Genomic DNA, 18,637 nt, shown 5'->3' on the forward strand with positions numbered 1-18,637 from the left:
CGCGTCACCGCATGGCCGGCACGGGCGCCGCGTCGCTGCGCGCAGGCGTCGCGGGCGCCACGTGCCGCGGCGGCGAGCCGATCTGCCGCGCGCAGGCGACGAGGTCGACGTAGGCGGCCCCGATCGCTTCGAGCGTCGAATCGCCGCGTTCTTCCTTGCCGCGTGCGCAGGCACGCGCGAGCCGGAACTCCAGCACCATCGCTTCGGACGCGATGCGGTCGCACGCGGCGCGGATCTCGGCGAACGGCCCGACGCAGCCGCTGGCCTGCAGCCAGCGCGCGTAATGGCCGAACAGTTCGAAATTCGCGCCGAGCTGCCGCACCGAATTGAACGAGTACGCGTGGAAGTGTTCGAGCGGCGCATCGGCGAGCGTCTTCGCATCGGTCTGCAACTGCCGCCGGAATGCCGCGATCGGATCGACGACCGGCAGGCGCCGCAGGTGGCGCTGCAGCGCGGCGAGCGATGCGTCGCACAGCGCGCGCTCGTCGAGCGGCGCAAAGCGCCGCTTCGCGATTTCGACATACGGCGGCAGCGTCATCGGCGAACTGCCGCCGACGAGCCCGTTGTAGTCGAAATCCTCGGCCACGTAATAGCCGCTGTTGTGGAAATAGCCGATCTGGTGCTTCGCGCGGTCGATCGCGTCGATGCCGATCGTCGTCTTCGTGTGCTGCGTACGGTAGCTGCTGCCGCGCGTGTCGGGCAGGAACCACGCGTCGACCTCGACGATCATCAGGTGACCGCGCGCGACCTGCGTTTCGATGTGCTGGTCGAGCGGCTCGTAGATCGAGTGCTCCTGCACGACGATCCCGTAGAGCCGCTCCAGTTCGTCGTGCGGAAACTTGAAGAACGTGAACTGGTCGCCCTCGAAATCGAGCGCGATCGTAAACGGCAGCGCCGCGTACGGGTTGAAGCCCCACCACCGGAGCACCTCGAGCCACATGTCGACGTAGCAGTTGGTCTGCTTCCAGACCATCTCCTGACTGTGCAGCGCGTGCGGCCGGTAGTGGCGCGCACGGTGGCGCACGTCGTCGAACGACGCGTCTTCGCCGTCGCGGGAAACGAACCTCATGGCGTGCCCCACAGCACGTCGCGGACGTCGCGCGGCCACGCGTCGATGTCGAAGCCGTGGTGACGGAACAGCGCGAGCGTGAGCCGTTCGAGGCCGAAGCCGACGCAGCCCGTATGCGCGACGTCGCCCGTCGCGGTGCGGATGTCCCACAGCAGCCCGAAATGGTCCATGTGGTAGTTGAAGCTCAGGCACGCGGTCTGGCGGTCGTCGTGCTCGATCGGGATCAGCAGCTCGAACTTCAGGTTCTGCTCGCGCTGGCTGTTCGCGACGATCTTGCCGCCGCGCCCGAAGAACGGGTCGTTCGCGAGATCGATCGCGTTCGGCAGGCGCAGCGCGTCGATCATCCGCGTGCCGCGCTCGATCCACGTCTCGCGGAACGCGACGATCTGTTCGGGCGTGCCGATTCGCACGTATTCGCGCATCCGGAACAACTGCATGCGGGTCGGATCGAGCGACGGCTCGTGGCGGAAGCAGTACGAGAACACGTCGACGATCCGGCCGTCGCCGGGCAGCGCACCCGCGCGTGCGACGACCGGATAGACCGGGTAGCACGCGGCCGGCGTCATCACGACGTAGGTCGGCTTCTGGTTTTCCGTCCAGTCGTCGCCGCGATCGAGGCATTGCAACAGGCGCTGGTGCTGCTGCTCGTCGCCGCAGAACGCATGCACGCTGCCCGCGAGCTGCGGGAAGCTCTTCATGTATTCGCTGCGCTCGAATTCGGTGCGGCTCATCGCCGGCGGGAAGCGCAGCACTTCGGCCTGTTGATCCGCACCGAGGCGCGTGACGAACGCGTCGAGCGCTTCGACGACGCGCTCGAACCGTTCGCTGCGGCCGAACAGGCCCTGGATGCCGGTCGAGACCAGCAGGCCCGCGTCGATCAGCGCATCGCGCAGCGGGTTGACGCCCGCGCGGTCGAGCGGCGCGTCGGCGGGAGAGGAGGCGGCGGAGGGCACGGCGAGGCGATCGTTCACGAATGTTTCTCCAGCGTCGCAGGACGCAGCGCGAGCAGCAGGCTCGCAGTGTTGGCGGCAATGCGGTCGTTGCTGATCATCAGCGGCGCCGCGTGCAGGTCGCGAATGTGGCGGCCGATGCTGAACGGCGTGCCTTGCTTGTAGCCGGCCATCCCGCAGATCATCATCGCCTGTTGCGCGACTTCCAGCGCGGTCGACGACACGTAGGTCTTCAGCGTGTTGATCTCGGCGGCCCAGGCCATGCCGGCCGACCACGAGCGGGACGACGTATTCGCATGAAGCCGCAGCACGTTGTCGACACGGGCCTGCATCGCCTGCATCAGCTCGAGCGATTCGGCGATGCGCCGCGACGCGGGCGACGGTGCGCCATCGGTCTGGCGTGCCTGCGCGCGGAAGAACTGGTGCGCGCGATGGAACGCGTCGCCGGCCACGCCGATCCAGACCGCGGCCCACAGAATGTGCGAGACCGGCACCATCGTTTCCTCGGCGATCTTCGCGAACGGCACCGGCAGGCATTGAACGGCAGCACCCTGTGCGTCGAGCACGAAGCCGTTGCTGCAGGTGCCGCGCATCCCGAGCGTGTCCCATTCGCCGCGGCGCGCGAGCGTATAGCCGTCGCGCAGCAGCGTGACGAGCACCTGTTCGGAAGCCGGCGCGTCCGCGTCGCGTCGCGCGGTCGCGAGGATGCCGTCCGCATAGTCGCCGTACGAGATCGTCGGCGCGGATTTGCGCAGCCGGAATTCGCTGCCGTCGGTTTCGAGCGCGCACTGGCTCGCGCGCAGGTTGCCGCCGACGCCGTCTTCCGACGTGGCCGACGCGAGCAGCCACTGGTGGCGCACGAGCTGCTGCAGGAACAGCTTGTGCCAGCCCTGGTCGACGGCGTGGTCGACGATGCAGGCGACCTGGATCTGGTGCATCGCGAACACCATCGCCGACGATGCGCAGGCCTGGCCGAGGATCGAGCAGGCCGACGCGATGTCTTCCAGCGATGCGCCAGCGCCGCCGAGATGGGTCGGCACCATCGCGCCCAGCAGCCGGCGCGCGCGCATCGCCTCGATCGCCTCGACGGGGCAGCGCGCGTCCCGGTCGACCGCATCCGCGTGCTGCGCGGCGATCTGCGCGACGGCGTGCGCGGCCTCGTCGAGCCGATGCGATTCGCTGTCGGCCGCGAGTTCGGGAAGCAGCGCGCTCATGCGGAATGCTCGGTGCGTTGCAGCGTGGCGATCGTGTCCGCGAGCGCGTCGATGCTGCGGAACAGGTTGCGGTTCAGCATCTCGTCGGGAATCTCGACGTTGAACTGCTTCTCGATCGCGAGCATCAACTGGATCGTGTCGAGCGAGGAGAGGCCCGCTTCGTAGAGGTCGTCCCCGTCGCCGATCGAATCGATCGCGGCTTCGAGGTGGGCGACGTGCTTGAGGATGGTTCTGATTTCGTTTTTCACGTGCGGCTCCGGCGTGCGTGGTGTCGTCCGCTGGGGCGGACGCGCACATTGCGCTGACATCCCCCCGGCAGTCCGGCATCAGTAGACCATTCGCACGCCCGGCGTTCTGTTCGCCACCCTACAAACCGCTAACCCCGCATGCAGGCGTCGCACGAATCGGCGCGGCAATCAGGCACGCGATGCGGCCGGCACGCCCGAATCGGCCGACAGGATGCGTTTCATCTCGTCGCGCACGATCGCGCGGCAGCCGCACGACATCTTCTCGAGGCCGTCGAGGTCGGCCAGCTCGATCGAACTCCGGTATTGCCGGATCAGGCCGAGCTTCTGGATTTCGCCGGCGGCATCGGTGACCGTTTCCCGCCGCACGCCGAGCATCTGTGCCAGCATGCTGTGCGTCACCTGGATCTCGATGCTGCGCGTACGGTCGTACGCCAGCAGGAACCATCTGCATAACTGATGTTTGAGCACGTGATGACGGCTGCAGAACGTGATCTGCGATACCTGCGCCATCAAGAGCCGCACGCAGACGAACACGAGATGGCGGATCACCGGAGATGCGTCGAACGCGGCCGCGAACACGCGACGGTCGAGCCGGTAGACGAAGCCGTCGCGGCAGGCGACGGCACGGCACGGCATCCGGCCGCTGCCGCCGATCACGTCGTCGCAGACCACGCTTTCGCTGCCGATTTCCGCGACTTCCAGCGTCATGCCGCCGGACGACACGTACTGCAGCGAGATCGCCGTCGTGACGGGCAGGTAGACGGCTGCGAGCATTTCGCCGGGTTCGCACAGCACCTGCCCCGATTCGAGGTGAACGAGTTGAAGGTGGGGGACCAGCGTGGCGAGCTCGTCGCGGTCGATGGCCGCGAGAAACCGGTTCGCATCGAAGCTGTGGGAAAGCTCGATCATGCCGTTCGCGTGCGCGACGACGTCGGGGGCCTGGTGAGTCACGGCGCATCCTCGTAGGGTGGCGGCGCGCACTGTCGCGGCGATACTCCCGAAAAAGGGAATTTCGCACGCTCGTGCGGACTTGTGTTCATCGAAATTCGAATGACGATGCTGCGCAAAGGCTAGCACGCAATTGAATTCAACCAATTTCACATTGCGTCATTTCACCAAATTTGACGATTTTGATTGGGCGCAAACGTTATCCGGATTTAATGATTCATTTGTCATGAAATTAATCATCCGCGATTGGAATGACAGACTGGTCGATCATTCAATGTCGATCGGGAATCAATCGGCCGACGCCACGCATCGTACAGGGAAATTGTCGCGCGAGCATTGAACATTATTTGACAAATAAACGGGGATTGCGCGACTTTCTCTAAGAATCAATGGCTTGCATGCGATATGTGCGGTATCGGACAGAGCCTGGAATTAGTGTGCCGATTCAAATTTGAGACAGTTTCAAACGACCGTGTGAAGCGGGGCAGCGCTGGCGCGTGCTGTCCGGCACATCACGGAAACAATTGAAAATCGGCTGTAAGTATATGACCGGCAAGCCTCATGGCACCGCTGCGGCGGCTCCGATCCGGTGCGCAAATTGATCAGTCGAATGCGGAACGGTGTCCGTCGCGCGGAAGAGTGTCCGGAAATGAGACGCTTTTTTCCGTTTTAGGCGGGTTATTCGGTCGATCTAAATCGAATGTGATTCATATATTAAGGACGGACGGGTATTGGCACGTAAATCGCTTATTCGGGCTGGCGTGTCGAAACGGGACGGTCGACTCAATCCGGAAGTGACAAGCCGATGGGCAGCCGGATTCAGGGTTGTGGGCCGCAACCGCTGTGAGCGTCCGGGCACGCATCGCGATAACGAGTTCCGTGCATGCGGCTGCACGCGGCGCGGACATAAAAGGGATACAGACATGCTTCATCTTCACTTGAGCTACTCGGCGAATGCCATCCTCGACGCCCTCCCGGAGGACAGCATCCGCACCATCGCACCGCACCTCGAACTGGTCAGGATCAAGGCCGGCATGCTCGACCGGGTCGGCGAGCCGATGCGCCATCTGCATTTCCCGACGACGGCAATGATGTCGGTGCAGCACCTGATGGAGGACGGTGCGATGGTCGAGGTGGCGGTGGTCGGCCGCGAGGGCGTGGTCGGGCTTGGCACGCTGGTCGGCGGTGTCGCCGCGTCGAACCGGGTCGAGGTGCGCATCGGCGGCATGGCCTATCGCGTACCGACCTGCGTGATGCGCGCCGAATTCGAACGGTCGCCCGAGACTTACCGTCTGCTGCTCAACTACTGCCAGGCGGCGATGGCGCAGATCTCGCGCAGCGCGCTGTGCAACCGGCATCACTCGGTCAGCGAGCAGCTCAGCCGCTGGCTGCTGCTGGCGCACGACCGGATCGACGGCGACGAGCTGGCCGTCACGCAGCAAACGATCGCGAACATGCTCGGCGTGCGGCGCGAAGGCGTGACGGAAGCGGCCGGCAACCTGCAGGAAGCCGGGCTGATCCGGCAGCGCCGCGGCCGCATCACGGTGCTCGACCGCGACGGCCTCGAACATCACGCGTGCGAATGCTACGACCTGATTCGTGCCGACTATCGCCGCTTGCTCGGCACGCGCGGGAATGCGCGGTCGACTCCGGTGCGCCCCCGCATCCAGGAGGTACGTTGCGGTTTCCCGGCACACGGTGCGTGACGATGCAGTCGAGGTCCGGTGGAACGACTACGATGCGGCGTGCCGCGATCGCGGCGGCCGACGTCTTGCTCGTGCTGGCGGGGGCGCTCGCTGCGCAGGCGGCGTCGGGCCTTGCGTGGCGCGAGCTGTCCGATGCGCAGCGCGGTGCGATCGCGCTGCTGTGCGTGTTGACCGTGGCGCTGCTGCCGCGTTACCTGCGCACCGTGCGCGGCGGCGTGGCGCCGCATGGCGGCACGCACGTACTGACGCAGACGATGGTGGCCGTCGTCTGCGCGAGCGTGCTGACGGTGGCGGCCGCGATGTGGATCATGAACCGCGGCGGCACGGTCACGACACGCTGGATCGTGCGCACGGTGCTGTCCGGCGACGCGGCGCTGCTGCTCGGCCGCGCCGCGCTGCTGGCGCTCGCGCTGACGCGTGACGACCCGCGCGCGCGGCAGCGCCGTGTCGCCGTTGTCGGCGCAACCGCGTACGGGCGCGTCGCGATCGAGCGGATGCAGCTTGCGTCGAATGGCCCGTTCGTCGCGGCCTGCGTATTCGACGACGATGCGCCGGCCGCCGCCGGCGGCATCGGCGGCGTGCAAGTGATCGACGACTGGAATGCGTTGCGCGACATGATTCGCGGCGGCGCGATCGACGAGGTGTGGCTCACGCTGCCGATGTCGCACGAATGGCGGATCCAGCGCATCGTGCGCGAGCTGCGCGACGAATTCGTCGAGTTGCGGCTGTTGCCCGACGTGCGGCAGATGGCCGTCGTCGATCGCTCGGCAACCGACGTGCTCGGCATGCCGGCGATCAATCTCGCGACCACGCCGCGCTCCGCGCCGGAGCTGTGGGCGAAGTTCGCGTTCGACCGGCTGTTCGCGTTCGGCGTGCTGATTCCGTTGCTGCCGCTGCTGTCGATGCTGGCGATCGCGGTCAAGCTGTCATCGCCGGGGCCCGTGCTGTTCAGGCAGCGCCGCAAGGGTGTCGACGGTCGCGAGTTCGACATCCTGAAGTTCAGGACGATGCGCGTGCATCGCGTACAGCCGGGCGTCCTGCGGCAGGCGTCGCGCAACGATTCGCGCATCACGCGCGTCGGCGCGTTCCTGCGGCGCACGTCGCTCGACGAGCTGCCGCAGTTCTTCAACGTGCTGTTCGGGCAGATGTCGGTCGTCGGGCCGCGTCCGCACGCGATCGAGCACGACGACTTCTATCGGCAGCTGATCGACTGCTACATGTACCGCTACCGTGTGCGGCCCGGCATCACCGGATGGGCACAGGTGAATGGCTATCGCGGCGAGACGCGCAAGGTCGAGGCGATGGCCGCGCGCGTGAAGTTCGATCTGTTCTACATGCAGAACTGGAGCTTCTGGTTCGACATGAAGATCATCCTGTTGACGGTCGTGCGCGGCTTCATCGGGCGCAACGCTTTCTGAGGATCGCGAATCGTCCGGAAAGCGGTGCGTTGTGCGGTCGAACGTACCGACCGGATCGCAGGCGGCGGACACACTGACGGCACAGCAGCATCCCGCGCAACGGGGTGTCCGGCGGCGCAATCGCGCCGCAGCCATCGGAACAGTCACGATCATGTCAACGTCGATTCGGGAGCGAGGCGCACCGGTATTGCAGGAAGCGCGCGCGAAACGGGGCGTCGGCGCAGCCGCGCACACCGCGCGGTTGCGCGGCCTCGCAATCAACGGAAAATTCACTGCGCAGCGCATGACGGGCGTTCAGCGGGTGGCATACGAACTGACGGCCGAGCTCGCGCGCATCGCGAACGCCGACGATGCGCCGGCGCTGGTCGTGCCGTCCGATCACGATCCGGCGGCATTGCCGGCCGGCGCGCGGTCGCAGACTTCCGGTCGCCGCCACGGCGCGCTCTGGGAGCAATGGACGCTGCCGCGCACGACGCGCGGCCGGACCTTGCTGAGCCTGTGCAACATCGGGCCGCTGGCGAAGCGCGATCAACTGCTGATGATTCACGATGCGGCGATTTTCGATCTGCCGGCCGGTTATTCGCTCGCGTTCCGTCTGTGGTATCGCTTTGCGTTCTCGATCCTGAAGCGGCGCGCGCGCCATATCGTGACGGTCTCGCATTTTTCTCGGGCGCGGCTGGCCGCGCGGCTTGGCGTGCCGCCCGCACGCCTGTCGGTCGTGCCGGGCGCAGTCGATCATATCGACCGGATCGACGCCGACCCCGGCGTGATGTCGCGGCTGAATCTGGAGACGGACCGCTACGTGCTGTTCGTCGGGTCGCTCGCGCCCGGCAAGAATCTCGTGCGCGCGCTTGCCGCGATCGCGCTGATGCGCGAGTCGCATCCGACGTTGCGCTTCGTGATCGCGGGCGGCGCCAATGCGAAGATCTTCGGCGCACGGGCGGCCGGCTTGCGCGAAGACGACCCGTGCATCACGTGGGCCGGCTACGTGACCGACGGCGAACTGAAGGCGCTGTACGAGCATGCCGGCTGCTTCGTCTTTCCATCGTTGTACGAAGGGTTCGGGCTGCCGCCGCTCGAGGCGATGCGGTGCGGCTGCCCCGTCGTCGTGTCGCACGAGGGCGCACTCCCGGAAGTCTGCAGCGGAGCGGCATTGTTCTGCGATGCGTATTCGCCGCCGGATATCGCGGCGTCGATCGCGCGCGTGATGGACGATCCGGAACTGCGTGCGCGGCTGCGCACGATGGGCCGCGAGCATGCGCAGCGTTACAGCTGGCAGCGCTCGGCGCGTGCGTTGCTCGATATCGTTCGTGCCGATGCCTGACGTGCGATGACGTCATGTTGCGCTGCGGATCGAGCGATCCTCACGGCGTTTGCATCAGACGAATCCGGCGATGGCGCGTTTTCGCGTCCGTCCCCAGTTTCCGCAAGCATGCGGCGAGCGCCGCGCTGATTACGGTCAACACACGCGTGTTCAATGGGTTTATCCTGCGTCGAATGCATCCGGCGCTGCATGCGTCCGGGCGCATATCCGGGCGCGGCGGCGCCGGTCGTGTCTATCCGCCGCGCACCGGCGCGACACCGCGCGCCACACTTTCCGCGCGGAACCCGGAACAGGAGAGACGGCCATGGCGCTCGACCAACAACAACGGCAGATGCTGCAACAGCGGCTGAAAGAGAGCGAGCAGACGCTGCGTGCGGAGATCCGCACGAGCGAAGACCAGCGCGCGTCGGAATCCTATGCAGATCTTGCCGGCGCGTCGCCGGACGAGGGCGACGAGGCGAACGCGGATCTGTTCGTCGACGTCGATCATGCGTTGATCGGCATGAAGCTGACCGAACTGCGTGCGATCGGACGCGCACAACTGCGGATGCGCGACGGCAGCTACGGCGAATGCATCGATTGCGATGCACCGGTCGACTATGAGCGCCTGCTCGCGCGCCCGACCGCCGAGCGCTGCACGCACTGCCAGTCGGTCTACGAGCGACGCTACGCGACGACACCGCGCGCATCGCTCTGACGTCGCGGTCGTGGTCGCAATCCCGATCCCGTTTTCGTGCTGCACGCGCTGCACGCGCTGCGCGGCCGGCGTAGGATGACGAACGGGCGCCCGGCGGCGTCGACATGCGGCGCCGGGCGGGCAGACGCCGTCGCGCACGCGTGCGGCGCCATCCACGTGGAAGGGAGCCACGCCGATCATGCCGATCCACAATGCCGAGTGCGCGGCCGTGTTCGCCGAGATCGCGGACATGCTCGAAATCCAGGGCGCCAATCCGTTCCGCGTGCGTGCCTACCGCAACGCCGCACGGACGGTTGCCGACTACGGGCGCGATATTCCGACGATGATCGCGAACGGCGACGATCTCGGGAAGATTCCGTCGATCGGGGCCGATCTCGCGTCGAAGCTGCGCGAGATCGCCGCGACCGGCACCTGCGAACTGCAGCAAACACTGCGCCACGCGCTGCCGGGCGCGATCGTCGAGCTGCTCGACGTACCGGGGCTCGGCGCGAAACGCGTGAAGGCGCTGCATGACGCACTGCACGTCGATTCGCTCGAACAGCTACGCGTCGAAGCGAAGAGCGGGCACGTGCGCGAGTTGCCGGGCTTCGGCGCGAAAACCGAAGCGCATCTGCTCGAAGCGATCGACGATCGCCTGCAGCGCGAACCGCAGCGTTTCCTGCTGCCGGCTGCCGAGCAAGCGCTGACGCCGTTGCTCGAACGCCTGCGCGCGGTGGCAGGCGTCGGCAAGGTCGTGCCGGCCGGCAGTTTTCGCCGCCGCCGCGAGACGGTCGGCGATCTCGACATTCTCGCCACTGCACGCGATCCGGTTGCGGTCGCCGACGCGTTCGTCGGCTATGACAAGGTGGCGCGCGTGCTCGCGCACGGCAAGACGAAGTCGAGCGTCGTGCTCGACAGCGGGTTGCAGGTCGACCTGCGCGTCGTCGACGCCGATGCGTTCGGCGCGGCGCTCGTCTACTTCACCGGATCGAAGGCGCACAACATCGCGCTGCGCAGGATCGCGCAGGCCGGCGGGTTGAAGATCAACGAATACGGCGTGTTTCGCGGCGACGAGCGGATTGCCGGCACGACGGAGGCGTCGGTCTACGATGCAATCGGGCTGCACGTCGTGCCGCCCGAACTGCGCGAGAATCGCGGCGAGATCGACGCATCGCGCGCGGGCACGCTGCCGGCGCTGGTCGAGCGCAAGCAGATCCACGGCGACCTGCATGCGCATACGAACGCGTCGGCCGGCCGCGACGGCCTGCGTGCGATGGCCGACGCGGCGCGCGCACGCGGGCTCGCGTACCTGGCCGTCACCGACCGGGCACCGCCTGCCGGCGGCGGCCGCAACACCTTCGAGTGGCTCGCGCGGCAGCTCGACGAGATCGATCGCATCAATGCGTCGTTCGACGATTTCGTGCTGCTCAAGGGCGTGGAAGCCGGCATTCTCGAGGACGGCAGTCTCGACATGCCCGACGCGATGCTCGGCCGGCTCGATCTGGTCGTCGGCGCGGTGCGCGACGGCTTCGACCTGTCGCGCGCCGCGCAGACCGACCGCATGCTGCGCGCGATGGACCATCCGCATTTCACGATACTCGCGCACCCGACCGGCCGCCTGCTCGGCGAGCGCGACGCATGCGAGCTCGACGTGCCGCGCGTGATCGCGCAGGCCGCGGCACGCGGCTGCTTCGTCGAACTCGATGCGCAGCCGCGGCGGTTCGACCTGCCGGACATCTGGTGCCGCGAGGCCGCGAAGGCCGGCGTGCCGGTCGCGATCGGCTCGGATGCGTGCAGCGCGGACGAACTCGACAACCTCGCGTACGGCGTCGATCAGGCGCGACGCGGCTGGCTCACGCGGCCAGACGTGCTCAACACGCGCACGCTCGCGCAACTGCGGCCGCTGCTCGCGCGCACGATGGGTGGGGGCGGCGGGTCGAAGCGGAGCCGGTCGAAGGGCGCGTGAAGACGGCTGGCAACGCGTGCTGCCAGCCGTGCGTTCATGTCATGCCAGCACGCCGGCGGCCGGCACATAAGGCAGGCCGAGCGCCAGCGCGACCGCTTCGTACGTGATGTGTCCGTTGCAGACGTTCAGGCCCGCGCGCAGGTGCGGATCGTCGGTCATCGCCTGCTTCCAGCCCTTGTCGGCGAGCGCAAGCGCATGCCCGAGCGTCGCGTTGTTCAGCGCGAAGGTCGACGTGCGCGCGACCGCGCCGGGCATGTTCGCGACGCAGTAGTGCACGACGCCGTCGACGACGAAGGTCGGGTCCGCATGCGTTGTCGCATGCGATGTCTCGAAGCAGCCGCCCTGGTCGATCGCGACATCGACGACGACGGCGCCCGTGCGCATCGTCGCGATCATGTCGCGCGTGACGAGCCGCGGCGCCGATGCACCGGGCACGAGCACCGCGCCGATCACGACGTCGGCTTCGCGCACGGCTTCGTCGATCGTATGCGCATTCGAGCAGACGGTCGTGATCCGGTTGGCGAAGACGAGGTCGAGCTGACGCAAGCGGTTCACGTTGTTGTCGAGCACGGTGACGCGCGCGCCGAGGCCGACCGCCATCTGCAGCGCACCGGTTCCCACCACGCCCGCGCCGAGCACGACGACATGCGCGGCCGGCACGCCGGGCACGCCGGCCATCAGCACGCCGCGGCCGCCGCGCGGGCTTTCGAGGTGGGTCGCCGCGACCTGGATCGACATGCGTCCCGCCACCTCGCTCATCGGCGCGAGCAGCGGCAGGCCGCCGCCGGGCGCCGTGACGGTTTCATACGCGATGCAGACGGCGCCTGACTTCACGAGCGCGGCCGCCTGTTCGGGATCGGGCGCGAGATGCAGGTAGGTATAGAGAATCTGGCCGCGCCGCAGCATCGCGCATTCGGCCGGCTGCGGCTCCTTGACCTTGATGATCATGTCGGCGCGCGCGAAGATTTCGTCGGCGCCGTCGCACAGCGATGCGCCCGCGGCTGTGTAGTCGTTGTCGAGCAGGCCGATCGCCGTGCCCGCGCCGCGCTGGACGAGCACGGCATGGCCGTGCCGCGTGAGTTCGCGCGCGCCGGCCGGCGTGAGGCCGACGCGGTATTCGTGGTTCTTGATCTCCTTCGGCACACCGATCAGCATGAGTCGCCTCCATGGCCTTCGTTATCGTTGTCGTGCATGTGCGCCGCGCGGCGAACGATGCGCGTGCGGCCGGTTGCGCAGGGGCATGCCGACTGCAGTACTGGAATACCAGCGTAGTAGTGCGTTGAGGGAAGTCAAGCGGGCGGCCGGCACGATGATGCGTGCGCATTGCACCGCAGCACGCACTGTGGCGGGTTGCGACCGGACGTCGCAATGCGCGCACTGCCGGGTTTCGGTATCGTCTTGCGTGTCGCGGGCCGGGGCCGCGTGCCGGAATCTTCCGGCAAAACGACGAGACAACGAGACGAGGACATTTACCGACATGACCGGCGCGTATTTCAGCGTGCCGACGCTCTGCGCGATCGCGCTCGTTCACGCCTACTGGGCGTTTGGCGGGCGGCTCGGCAAGCGTGCGGCCATTCCGGAGCAGGACGGCATGCCGCTGCTGCGGCCGACCGCCGTCGGCACGTTTGCCATCGCGGCGGCGCTGCTGGCCGGCGCATGCGTGGTCGCCGCGCGTGCCGGCTGGTTGGGGCGGAACACGTATCCCGGCACGATCGCATTCGCGGTCGTTGCGCTCGCATTGATCTTCGCGGTGCGGGCCGTCGGCGATTTCCGCTATGTCGGCTTCTTCAAGCGGGTTCGCGGGTCGCGTTTCGCGCGGATGGACACGCTGTATTACTCGCCGCTTTGCGCGGCGCTTGCGCTATCCCTCGCGTCGATGTTCTGGCCGTGGTGAACGGCGTACGGCTCAGCGCGCCGGCGTGTCGATCTGCGTGAGATATTCGGCCGGCACGGCATCGGTCAGCCATACGCCGTTTTCGGCGACGAAGAACGTATGGCCTTGCCGGTGCATGCGCTGCGCATCGACTTCGAGAATCGCGGGCACGCCGTAGCGTGTGCCGACGGCCAATGCAGTCCGGATGTCCGGCGACAGATGCACGTGATGACGGGCGCCGGGTTTCAGCCCTTGCGCCCGAATCGAATCCAGGAAGCGCGTCGCGGTGCCGTGATAGAGGCGCTCGGGCGGCTGCGCGGCCGGATACCGGCGTTGCACGACGGATGTCGAATGGCCTTGTACCGCGCGGATGCGTTGGCCATCGTCGGAGAGGGCGAAGCGCTGCTTGTCGCTGGTCGCGCAGACGGTTTCGATCGTCGCGCGATCGAGTTGGCGCCCGTGGCGGGCGGCGCAGGCAATTAGTTCGTCGATGCCGGCCCAGCCTTCCGGGTCGAGTTGCAGTCCGATCGCCTGCGGTTCGTGGCGCAGCAGGTAGCTCAGGTATTTGCTGATGCTGATCGCGTCGGGCGCCAGCGGTTTGTTCTTCTGTGTATTCATGAGACGCGGAGGCTACCAGACCGCGGTGCAAACCGGCACCGGCGCGTTGCGCCGCGTGGCTGGAAAGAGACAGCCGTCGGCTCCGCCCGACGCAGGCCGATCGCCTGCCCGGCGTGCGGCTCGGCCGGCGAGCGCGCCATCCTTGCGCATTCCGGGTTCCGGATTTTTCAATTGTTGCAATTTTCGATGCATTGAATTGCATCGAACCATCTCGCAATGGAACCGGTTCCATATATAATTCGCGGCACTCGTCGCCGGACCCGAAAGAGGGCCTGTGCGCGTCGCGCTTGCTGCGGCAAACGCGGCGTCCAGGTTGAATCACGGTCATGGCGATGGCGGGCAGAGCCAGGCCGACAGGCCGGTATTTGTCCGACGATCAGGCCCGCGAAGAGGTCGATCCGCGCCGCCGGAGGAACCGGCAACGCACGCGGCTGCATGAAGGCGCCGTCGCGCATTGCGCGGCCGGCGCCCGCATCGAGGTTGTTCGCAACACACGAATGAACAGGACGGCCAGCCGCATGCGGCATGGCTGCCGTGCCGGACCCGCCGCATGCGGAATGCGCGCGTCCGGCCCCCGATCCCCAACGATCAACATCCGACCATGTCCACGCCACCTGACAAACCCAACTCGCGCCGCCGTTTCCTGCGCACGTCGGTCGCGCTCGTGCCGATCGCGTCGGTCGCCGGCTGCGACCTGCGCGCGTCGTCGCCATCCGCGACGACGGCCGGCAACGCGCCCGCCGCTTCCGCCAGCGCCGAACGCGCCCCGTACAAGCCGACCTTCTTCGATGCGAAGGAGTGGGCGTTCGTCCAGGCTGCCGTCGACCGGCTGATTCCGGCCGATGCCGAAGGCCCCGGCGCGCTCGAATCGGGCGTGCCCGAATTCATCGACCGCCAGATGGAGACGCCGTATGCGCACGGTGCGACGTGGTACATGCAGGGGCCGTTTCAGCAGGGCGTGCCCGAGCTCGGCTACCAGTTGAAGCTCGTGCCGCGCGACATCTACCGGCTCGGCATCGCGGCCGTCAACCGCTATTGCGAAAAGGCCCACGGCAACGCGTTCGCGGATCTCGACGCGCCGACGCGCGACACCGTGCTCGGCGCGCTGGAGAAGGGCGGCGCGCAGATCGACGACGTGCCGCCCGGCGTGTTCTTCGGCCAGCTGCTGCAGAACACGCGCGAAGGCTACTTCTGCGACCCGGTTCACGGCGGCAATCACGACATGGCCGCGTGGAAGATGATCGGCTTTCCGGGCGCGCGCGCGGACTTCATGGATTTCGTCAACCAGAACGGCAAGCCCTATCCGTACGGCCCCGTCTCGATCAACGGGGAGCGCACCTGATGGCCGCAGAGAAAAAACCGCATGTCGATGCGGTGATCGTCGGCTTCGGCTGGACCGGCGCGATTCTCGCGAAGGAACTGACCGAAGCGGGCCTGAAGGTCGTCGCGCTCGAGCGCGGCGAGTATCGCGACACCTATCCGGACGGCGCGTATCCGAACACGATCGACGAGCTGACCTACAACGTCCGCAAGAAGCTGTTCGTCGACCTGTCGAAGACGACCGTATCGATCCGCCACGGCGTGCAGGACACCGCGCTGCCGTACCGGCAGCTCGCCGCGTTCCTGCCGGGCGAGGGTGTCGGCGGCGCGGGGCTGCACTGGTCGGGCGTGCACTTCCGGATCACGCCGGAAGAACTGCGCCTGCGCAGCCACTATGAAGAGCGCTACGGCAAGAAGTTCATCCCCGCAGGGATGACGATCCAGGATACGGGTGTCAGCTACGACGAGCTCGAGCCGCATTTCGATTTCGCCGAGAAGGTGTTCGGCACGTCGGGGCAGGCGTACAAGGTCGGCGGCAAGGTGGTCGGCGACGGCAACGTGTTCGAGGCGAACCGCAGCAACAACTTCCCGTTGCCCGCGCAGCTCAATACCTATTCGGCGCAGCGCTTCTTCGATGCGGCGCAGTCGCTCGGCCTGCATCCGTACCGGCTGCCGTCGGCGAACACGTCGGGCCCGTACACGAACCCGTACGGCGTGCAGATGGGCCCGTGCAACTTCTGCGGCTACTGCAGCGGCTACGCGTGCTACATGTACTCGAAGGCGTCGCCGAACCTGAACATCCTGCCCGCGCTGAAGCAGGCGCCGAACTTCGAGCTGCGCTCGAAGTGCCACGTGCTGCGCGTCGACCTCGACGACACGAAGAAACGCGCGACGGGCGTCACCTACGTCGACCCGGCCGGACGCGAAGTGCACCAGCCGGCCGATCTCGTGATCGTCGCCGCGTTCCAGTACCACAACGTGCACCTGCTGCTGCTGTCGGGCATCGGCAAGCCGTACGACCCGATCTCCGGCGAAGGCGTCGTGGGCCGCAATTTCGCGTACCAGAACCTGTCGACGATCAAGGCATTCTTCGACAAGGACACCTACACGAACCCGTTCATCGGCGCGGGCGGCAACGGCGTCGCGGTGGACGACTTCAACGCGGACAACTTCGACCACGGCCCGCTCGGCTTCGTCGGCGGCTCGCCGCTGTGGGTGAACCAGGCCGGCGCGAAGCCGATCAGCGGCATCGCAACGCCGCCCGGCACGCCGCAGTGGGGTTCGGCGTGGAAGAAATCCGTCAAGGATTACTACGCACACACGATCTCGATGGACGCGCATGGCACGAACATGTCGTACCGCGACGTGTATCTCGACCTCGATCCGACCTATCGCGATTCGTACGGCCAGCCGCTCTTGCGGATGACCTTCGACTGGAAGGACAACGACATCAGGATGGCGCAGTACGTGACCGGGCAGATGAAGAAGATCGCGGAGGCGATGGGGCCGAAGGCGATCGGCGTGTCGACGCGCGAGTTCGGCAAGCACTTCGATTCGCGCGCGTACCAGACGACCCACCTCGTCGGCGGCGCGATCATGGGCACCGACCCGAAGACGAGCGTGCTGAACCGCTACCTGCAGTGCTGGGACGTGCACAACGTGTTCGTGATGGGCGCGTCGGCGCTGCCGCAGGGCATCGGCTACAACCCGACCGGGATCATCGCGGCGCTGGCCTACTGGTCGGCACGCGCGATCCGCGAGCAATACCTGAAAAATCCCGCCCCGCTGGTGACCGTATGAAGAGGATGATGAACCACAACGCCGCGCGCCGCCTTTCCCCGGTGCGGCGCGCGCTGGCGGCCGGCGCGGCCTGGGCCGCGTTCGGCTTCGCGGGCACCGCGGCTTTCGCGCAACCGGCGGTCGCGCCTGCGGCGGCTTCGGGCCCGGCGGCCGCGCCCGCGGCCCGATCCGCCGACGCGGACCTCGTCAAGCGCGGCGAATACCTGGCCCGCGCGGGAGACTGCATCGCGTGCCACACCGCGAGCGGCGGCAAGCCGTTCGCGGGCGGACTGAAGTTCGACACGCCGATCGGCGCAATCTATTCGACGAACATCACGCCGGACCCGAAAACCGGACTTGGCGGCTGGACGTTCGAGAACTTCACCCGCGCGGTGCGCGAGGGCGTGCGCAAGAACGGCGACACGATGTATCCGGCCATGCCGTTCCCGTCGTATGCGCGCCTCACCGACGACGACATGAAGGCGCTGTACGCGTACTTCATGCACGGCGTCGCGCCCGTCGAGCACGAGAACCGCGCGGTCGACATCGTGTGGCCGCTGTCGATGCGCTGGCCGCTCGGGATCTGGCGCAAGATGTTCGCGCCGTCGCCGAAGCCGTTCGACGCGGCGCCGTACACCGACCCGGTGGCCGCACGCGGCGCGTATCTCGTGCAGGGTCTCGGCCACTGCGGCGCATGCCACACGCCGCGCGCGCCGACGATGCAGGAGCGCGGGCTGACCGACGCGGACGGCCCGGACTTCCTGGCCGGCGGCGCGGCGATCGACGGCTGGGTGCCGACCAGCCTGCGCGGCGAGCCGCGCACCGGGCTCGGCACGTGGACCGAAGCCGAGATCGTGCAGTTCCTGAAGACCGGCCGCACGCTGCGCACGGCCGCGTTCGGCGGGATGACGGACGTGGTCGGCCACAGCATGCAGCACATGACCGACGACGACCTGAATGCGATCGCGCGCTACCTGAAGACGCTGCCGCCGCGCGTGCAGGGCGAGCAGCCGCACGTGTACGACGCGGCTGCCGCAAAGGCCTTGCAGACCGGCGACGCGAGCAAACCGGGCGCGGCCGTCTATCGCGACAACTGCATGGCGTGCCACCGCAGCGACGGCCACGGCTACACGCGCGTGTTCCCGGCGCTCGCCGGCAACCCGGTCGTGCAGGGCGGCGATCCGACGTCGCTGATCCACGTCGTGCTGGAGGGCAGTGCGCTGCAGGGCACGCACACCGCGCCGTCGACCTTCACGATGCCGCCGTTCGGCTGGCGCCTGTCGGACCAGGAAGTCGCGGACGTGTCGAACTTCGTGCGCACGAGCTGGGGCAACACGGGCGCGCCGGTGACGGCCGCGCAGGTCGCGAAGGTGCGCAAGAGCGTGCCGTCGACCCGCCCCGAACCGCCGCCGGGCGCGCGGTTCCCGCAAGCGTCGCGCTGACGGGGCGGCGGGGCGACGCCCCGCCTGTCCGAACCGCTTCAAGGCGCCGCCGAGCCCACGCGGCGCCTGTCGTTTCGCCGGGGTTG

At 67.4% G+C, this 18,637-nt stretch carries 16 protein-coding genes and 1 pseudogene; 9 read left to right on the forward strand and 8 right to left on the reverse strand.

Translation table 11 applies throughout. The features are described from left to right. Window positions 1-4: 4 nt before the first annotated feature. From MRS60_RS19015 to MRS60_RS19035, 6 genes and pseudogenes are all read right to left on the reverse strand, one after another. The gene (locus MRS60_RS19015; RefSeq protein WP_243566406.1) at window positions 5-1,069 is read right to left on the reverse strand and encodes a DUF1839 family protein; all 1,065 of its coding nucleotides are present in this window, start codon (window positions 1,067-1,069) and stop codon (window positions 5-7) included. After that, entirely contained in the window at window positions 1,066-2,040 is a 975-nt protein-coding gene (locus MRS60_RS19020; RefSeq protein ID WP_105389900.1) for an amino acid--[acyl-carrier-protein] ligase, read from the reverse strand. Before MRS60_RS19020 ends, MRS60_RS19015 begins: the two co-directional genes overlap by 4 nt. Then, the gene (locus MRS60_RS35175) at window positions 2,037-2,516 is read right to left on the reverse strand and encodes an acyl-CoA dehydrogenase family protein (protein ID WP_374955221.1); all 480 of its coding nucleotides are present in this window, start codon (window positions 2,514-2,516) and stop codon (window positions 2,037-2,039) included. The genes MRS60_RS19020 and MRS60_RS35175 overlap by 4 nt, the downstream gene beginning before the upstream one ends. A 462-nt stretch (window positions 2,517-2,978) precedes the next feature. After that, a pseudogene (locus MRS60_RS35180) lies at window positions 2,979-3,233 on the reverse strand (acyl-CoA dehydrogenase family protein); the annotation flags it as partial. After that, window positions 3,230-3,481, reverse strand: coding sequence for an acyl carrier protein (locus MRS60_RS19030; protein ID WP_034179698.1), 252 nt, complete (start codon window positions 3,479-3,481; stop codon window positions 3,230-3,232). The pseudogene MRS60_RS35180 and the gene MRS60_RS19030, both read right to left, overlap by 4 nt. Before the next feature lie 168 nt (window positions 3,482-3,649). Further along, entirely contained in the window at window positions 3,650-4,432 is a 783-nt protein-coding gene (locus MRS60_RS19035; protein ID WP_034179697.1) for a Crp/Fnr family transcriptional regulator, read from the reverse strand. Window positions 4,433-5,352: 920 nt separating this feature from the next. On the opposite strand from MRS60_RS19035, the gene MRS60_RS19040 reads away from it, so the two are divergent. The 5 genes from MRS60_RS19040 to polX all read left to right on the forward strand — a co-directional run bounded on the left by MRS60_RS19040 (window position 5,353) and on the right by polX (window position 11,519). Continuing rightward, window positions 5,353-6,135: a Crp/Fnr family transcriptional regulator gene (locus MRS60_RS19040; protein ID WP_175748506.1), complete on the forward strand. Its 783-nt coding sequence runs from the start codon at window positions 5,353-5,355 to the stop codon at window positions 6,133-6,135. 32 nt (window positions 6,136-6,167) lie between these two features. Further along, window positions 6,168-7,553 carry an undecaprenyl-phosphate glucose phosphotransferase gene (locus MRS60_RS19045; RefSeq protein ID WP_243566407.1) on the forward strand — a complete coding sequence of 462 codons (1,386 nt, stop codon included), beginning with the start codon at window positions 6,168-6,170 and terminating at the stop codon, window positions 7,551-7,553. A 151-nt stretch (window positions 7,554-7,704) separates the two neighbouring features. Next, window positions 7,705-8,877: a glycosyltransferase family 4 protein gene (locus MRS60_RS19050; RefSeq protein ID WP_432207844.1), complete on the forward strand. Its 1,173-nt coding sequence runs from the start codon at window positions 7,705-7,707 to the stop codon at window positions 8,875-8,877. Between the two features lie 304 nt (window positions 8,878-9,181). Further along, window positions 9,182-9,574, forward strand: coding sequence for a TraR/DksA family transcriptional regulator (locus tag MRS60_RS19055; RefSeq protein WP_034179693.1), 393 nt, complete (start codon window positions 9,182-9,184; stop codon window positions 9,572-9,574). Between the two features lie 178 nt (window positions 9,575-9,752). After that, a complete protein-coding gene (gene polX, locus MRS60_RS19060; RefSeq protein ID WP_175748504.1) occupies window positions 9,753-11,519 on the forward strand; it encodes a DNA polymerase/3'-5' exonuclease PolX in 1,767 nt (588 codons plus the stop codon). Window positions 11,520-11,558: 39 nt separating this feature from the next. On the opposite strand, the gene ald is transcribed toward polX, so the two are convergent. Continuing rightward, a complete protein-coding gene (ald, locus tag MRS60_RS19065; protein WP_243566408.1) occupies window positions 11,559-12,674 on the reverse strand; it encodes an alanine dehydrogenase in 1,116 nt (371 codons plus the stop codon). A 322-nt stretch (window positions 12,675-12,996) separates the two neighbouring features. Here ald and MRS60_RS19070 point away from each other — a divergent pair, with 322 nt between their 5' ends. Then, a complete protein-coding gene (locus tag MRS60_RS19070; RefSeq protein WP_034179690.1) occupies window positions 12,997-13,413 on the forward strand; it encodes a DUF3995 domain-containing protein in 417 nt (138 codons plus the stop codon). Between the two features lie 12 nt (window positions 13,414-13,425). On the opposite strand, the gene MRS60_RS19075 is transcribed toward MRS60_RS19070, so the two are convergent. Beyond that, window positions 13,426-14,010, reverse strand: a complete 585-nt coding sequence (locus MRS60_RS19075; protein WP_131948336.1) for an RNA 2'-phosphotransferase — start codon at window positions 14,008-14,010, stop codon at window positions 13,426-13,428. Window positions 14,011-14,611: 601 nt separating this feature from the next. Between MRS60_RS19075 and MRS60_RS19080 the strand changes: the two genes are divergently transcribed. Genes MRS60_RS19080 through MRS60_RS19090 form a run of 3 tightly spaced genes read left to right on the forward strand, consistent with a single transcriptional unit; the run spans window position 14,612 to window position 18,551 of the window. Continuing rightward, on the forward strand, window positions 14,612-15,352 hold the full coding sequence (locus tag MRS60_RS19080; protein WP_105389907.1) for a gluconate 2-dehydrogenase subunit 3 family protein: 741 nt from the start codon (window positions 14,612-14,614) through the stop codon (window positions 15,350-15,352). After that, a complete protein-coding gene (locus MRS60_RS19085) occupies window positions 15,352-17,130 on the forward strand; it encodes a GMC family oxidoreductase (protein ID WP_243566409.1) in 1,779 nt (592 codons plus the stop codon). The genes MRS60_RS19080 and MRS60_RS19085 overlap by 1 nt, the downstream gene beginning before the upstream one ends. After that, complete coding sequence (locus tag MRS60_RS19090) at window positions 17,127-18,551, forward strand: cytochrome c (RefSeq protein WP_243566410.1); 1,425 nt, start codon at window positions 17,127-17,129, stop codon at window positions 18,549-18,551. The genes MRS60_RS19085 and MRS60_RS19090 overlap by 4 nt, the downstream gene beginning before the upstream one ends. The last annotated feature ends 86 nt before the right edge of the window (window positions 18,552-18,637 follow it).

The organism is Burkholderia pyrrocinia (genome assembly GCF_022809715.1).
GTDB lineage: Bacteria > Pseudomonadota > Gammaproteobacteria > Burkholderiales > Burkholderiaceae > Burkholderia > Burkholderia pyrrocinia_C.

Coding starts and splice junctions, on each gene's coding strand:
- MRS60_RS19015 (WP_243566406.1), bottom strand. CDS start 1,069: ATGAGGTTCGTTTCCCGCGACGGCGAAGACGCGTCGTTCGACGACGTG.
- MRS60_RS35175 (WP_374955221.1), bottom strand. CDS start 2,516: ATGGTGCCGGTCTCGCACATTCTGTGGGCCGCGGTCTGGATCGGCGTG.
- MRS60_RS19040 (WP_175748506.1), top strand. CDS start 5,353: ATGCTTCATCTTCACTTGAGCTACTCGGCGAATGCCATCCTCGACGCC.
- MRS60_RS19045 (WP_243566407.1), top strand. CDS start 6,168: ATGCGGCGTGCCGCGATCGCGGCGGCCGACGTCTTGCTCGTGCTGGCG.
- MRS60_RS19050 (WP_432207844.1), top strand. CDS start 7,705: ATGTCAACGTCGATTCGGGAGCGAGGCGCACCGGTATTGCAGGAAGCG.
- MRS60_RS19055 (WP_034179693.1), top strand. CDS start 9,182: ATGGCGCTCGACCAACAACAACGGCAGATGCTGCAACAGCGGCTGAAA.
- polX (WP_175748504.1), top strand. CDS start 9,753: ATGCCGATCCACAATGCCGAGTGCGCGGCCGTGTTCGCCGAGATCGCG.
- ald (WP_243566408.1), bottom strand. CDS start 12,674: ATGCTGATCGGTGTGCCGAAGGAGATCAAGAACCACGAATACCGCGTC.
- MRS60_RS19070 (WP_034179690.1), top strand. CDS start 12,997: ATGACCGGCGCGTATTTCAGCGTGCCGACGCTCTGCGCGATCGCGCTC.
- MRS60_RS19075 (WP_131948336.1), bottom strand. CDS start 14,010: ATGAATACACAGAAGAACAAACCGCTGGCGCCCGACGCGATCAGCATC.
- MRS60_RS19080 (WP_105389907.1), top strand. CDS start 14,612: ATGTCCACGCCACCTGACAAACCCAACTCGCGCCGCCGTTTCCTGCGC.
- MRS60_RS19085 (WP_243566409.1), top strand. CDS start 15,352: ATGGCCGCAGAGAAAAAACCGCATGTCGATGCGGTGATCGTCGGCTTC.
- MRS60_RS19090 (WP_243566410.1), top strand. CDS start 17,127: ATGAAGAGGATGATGAACCACAACGCCGCGCGCCGCCTTTCCCCGGTG.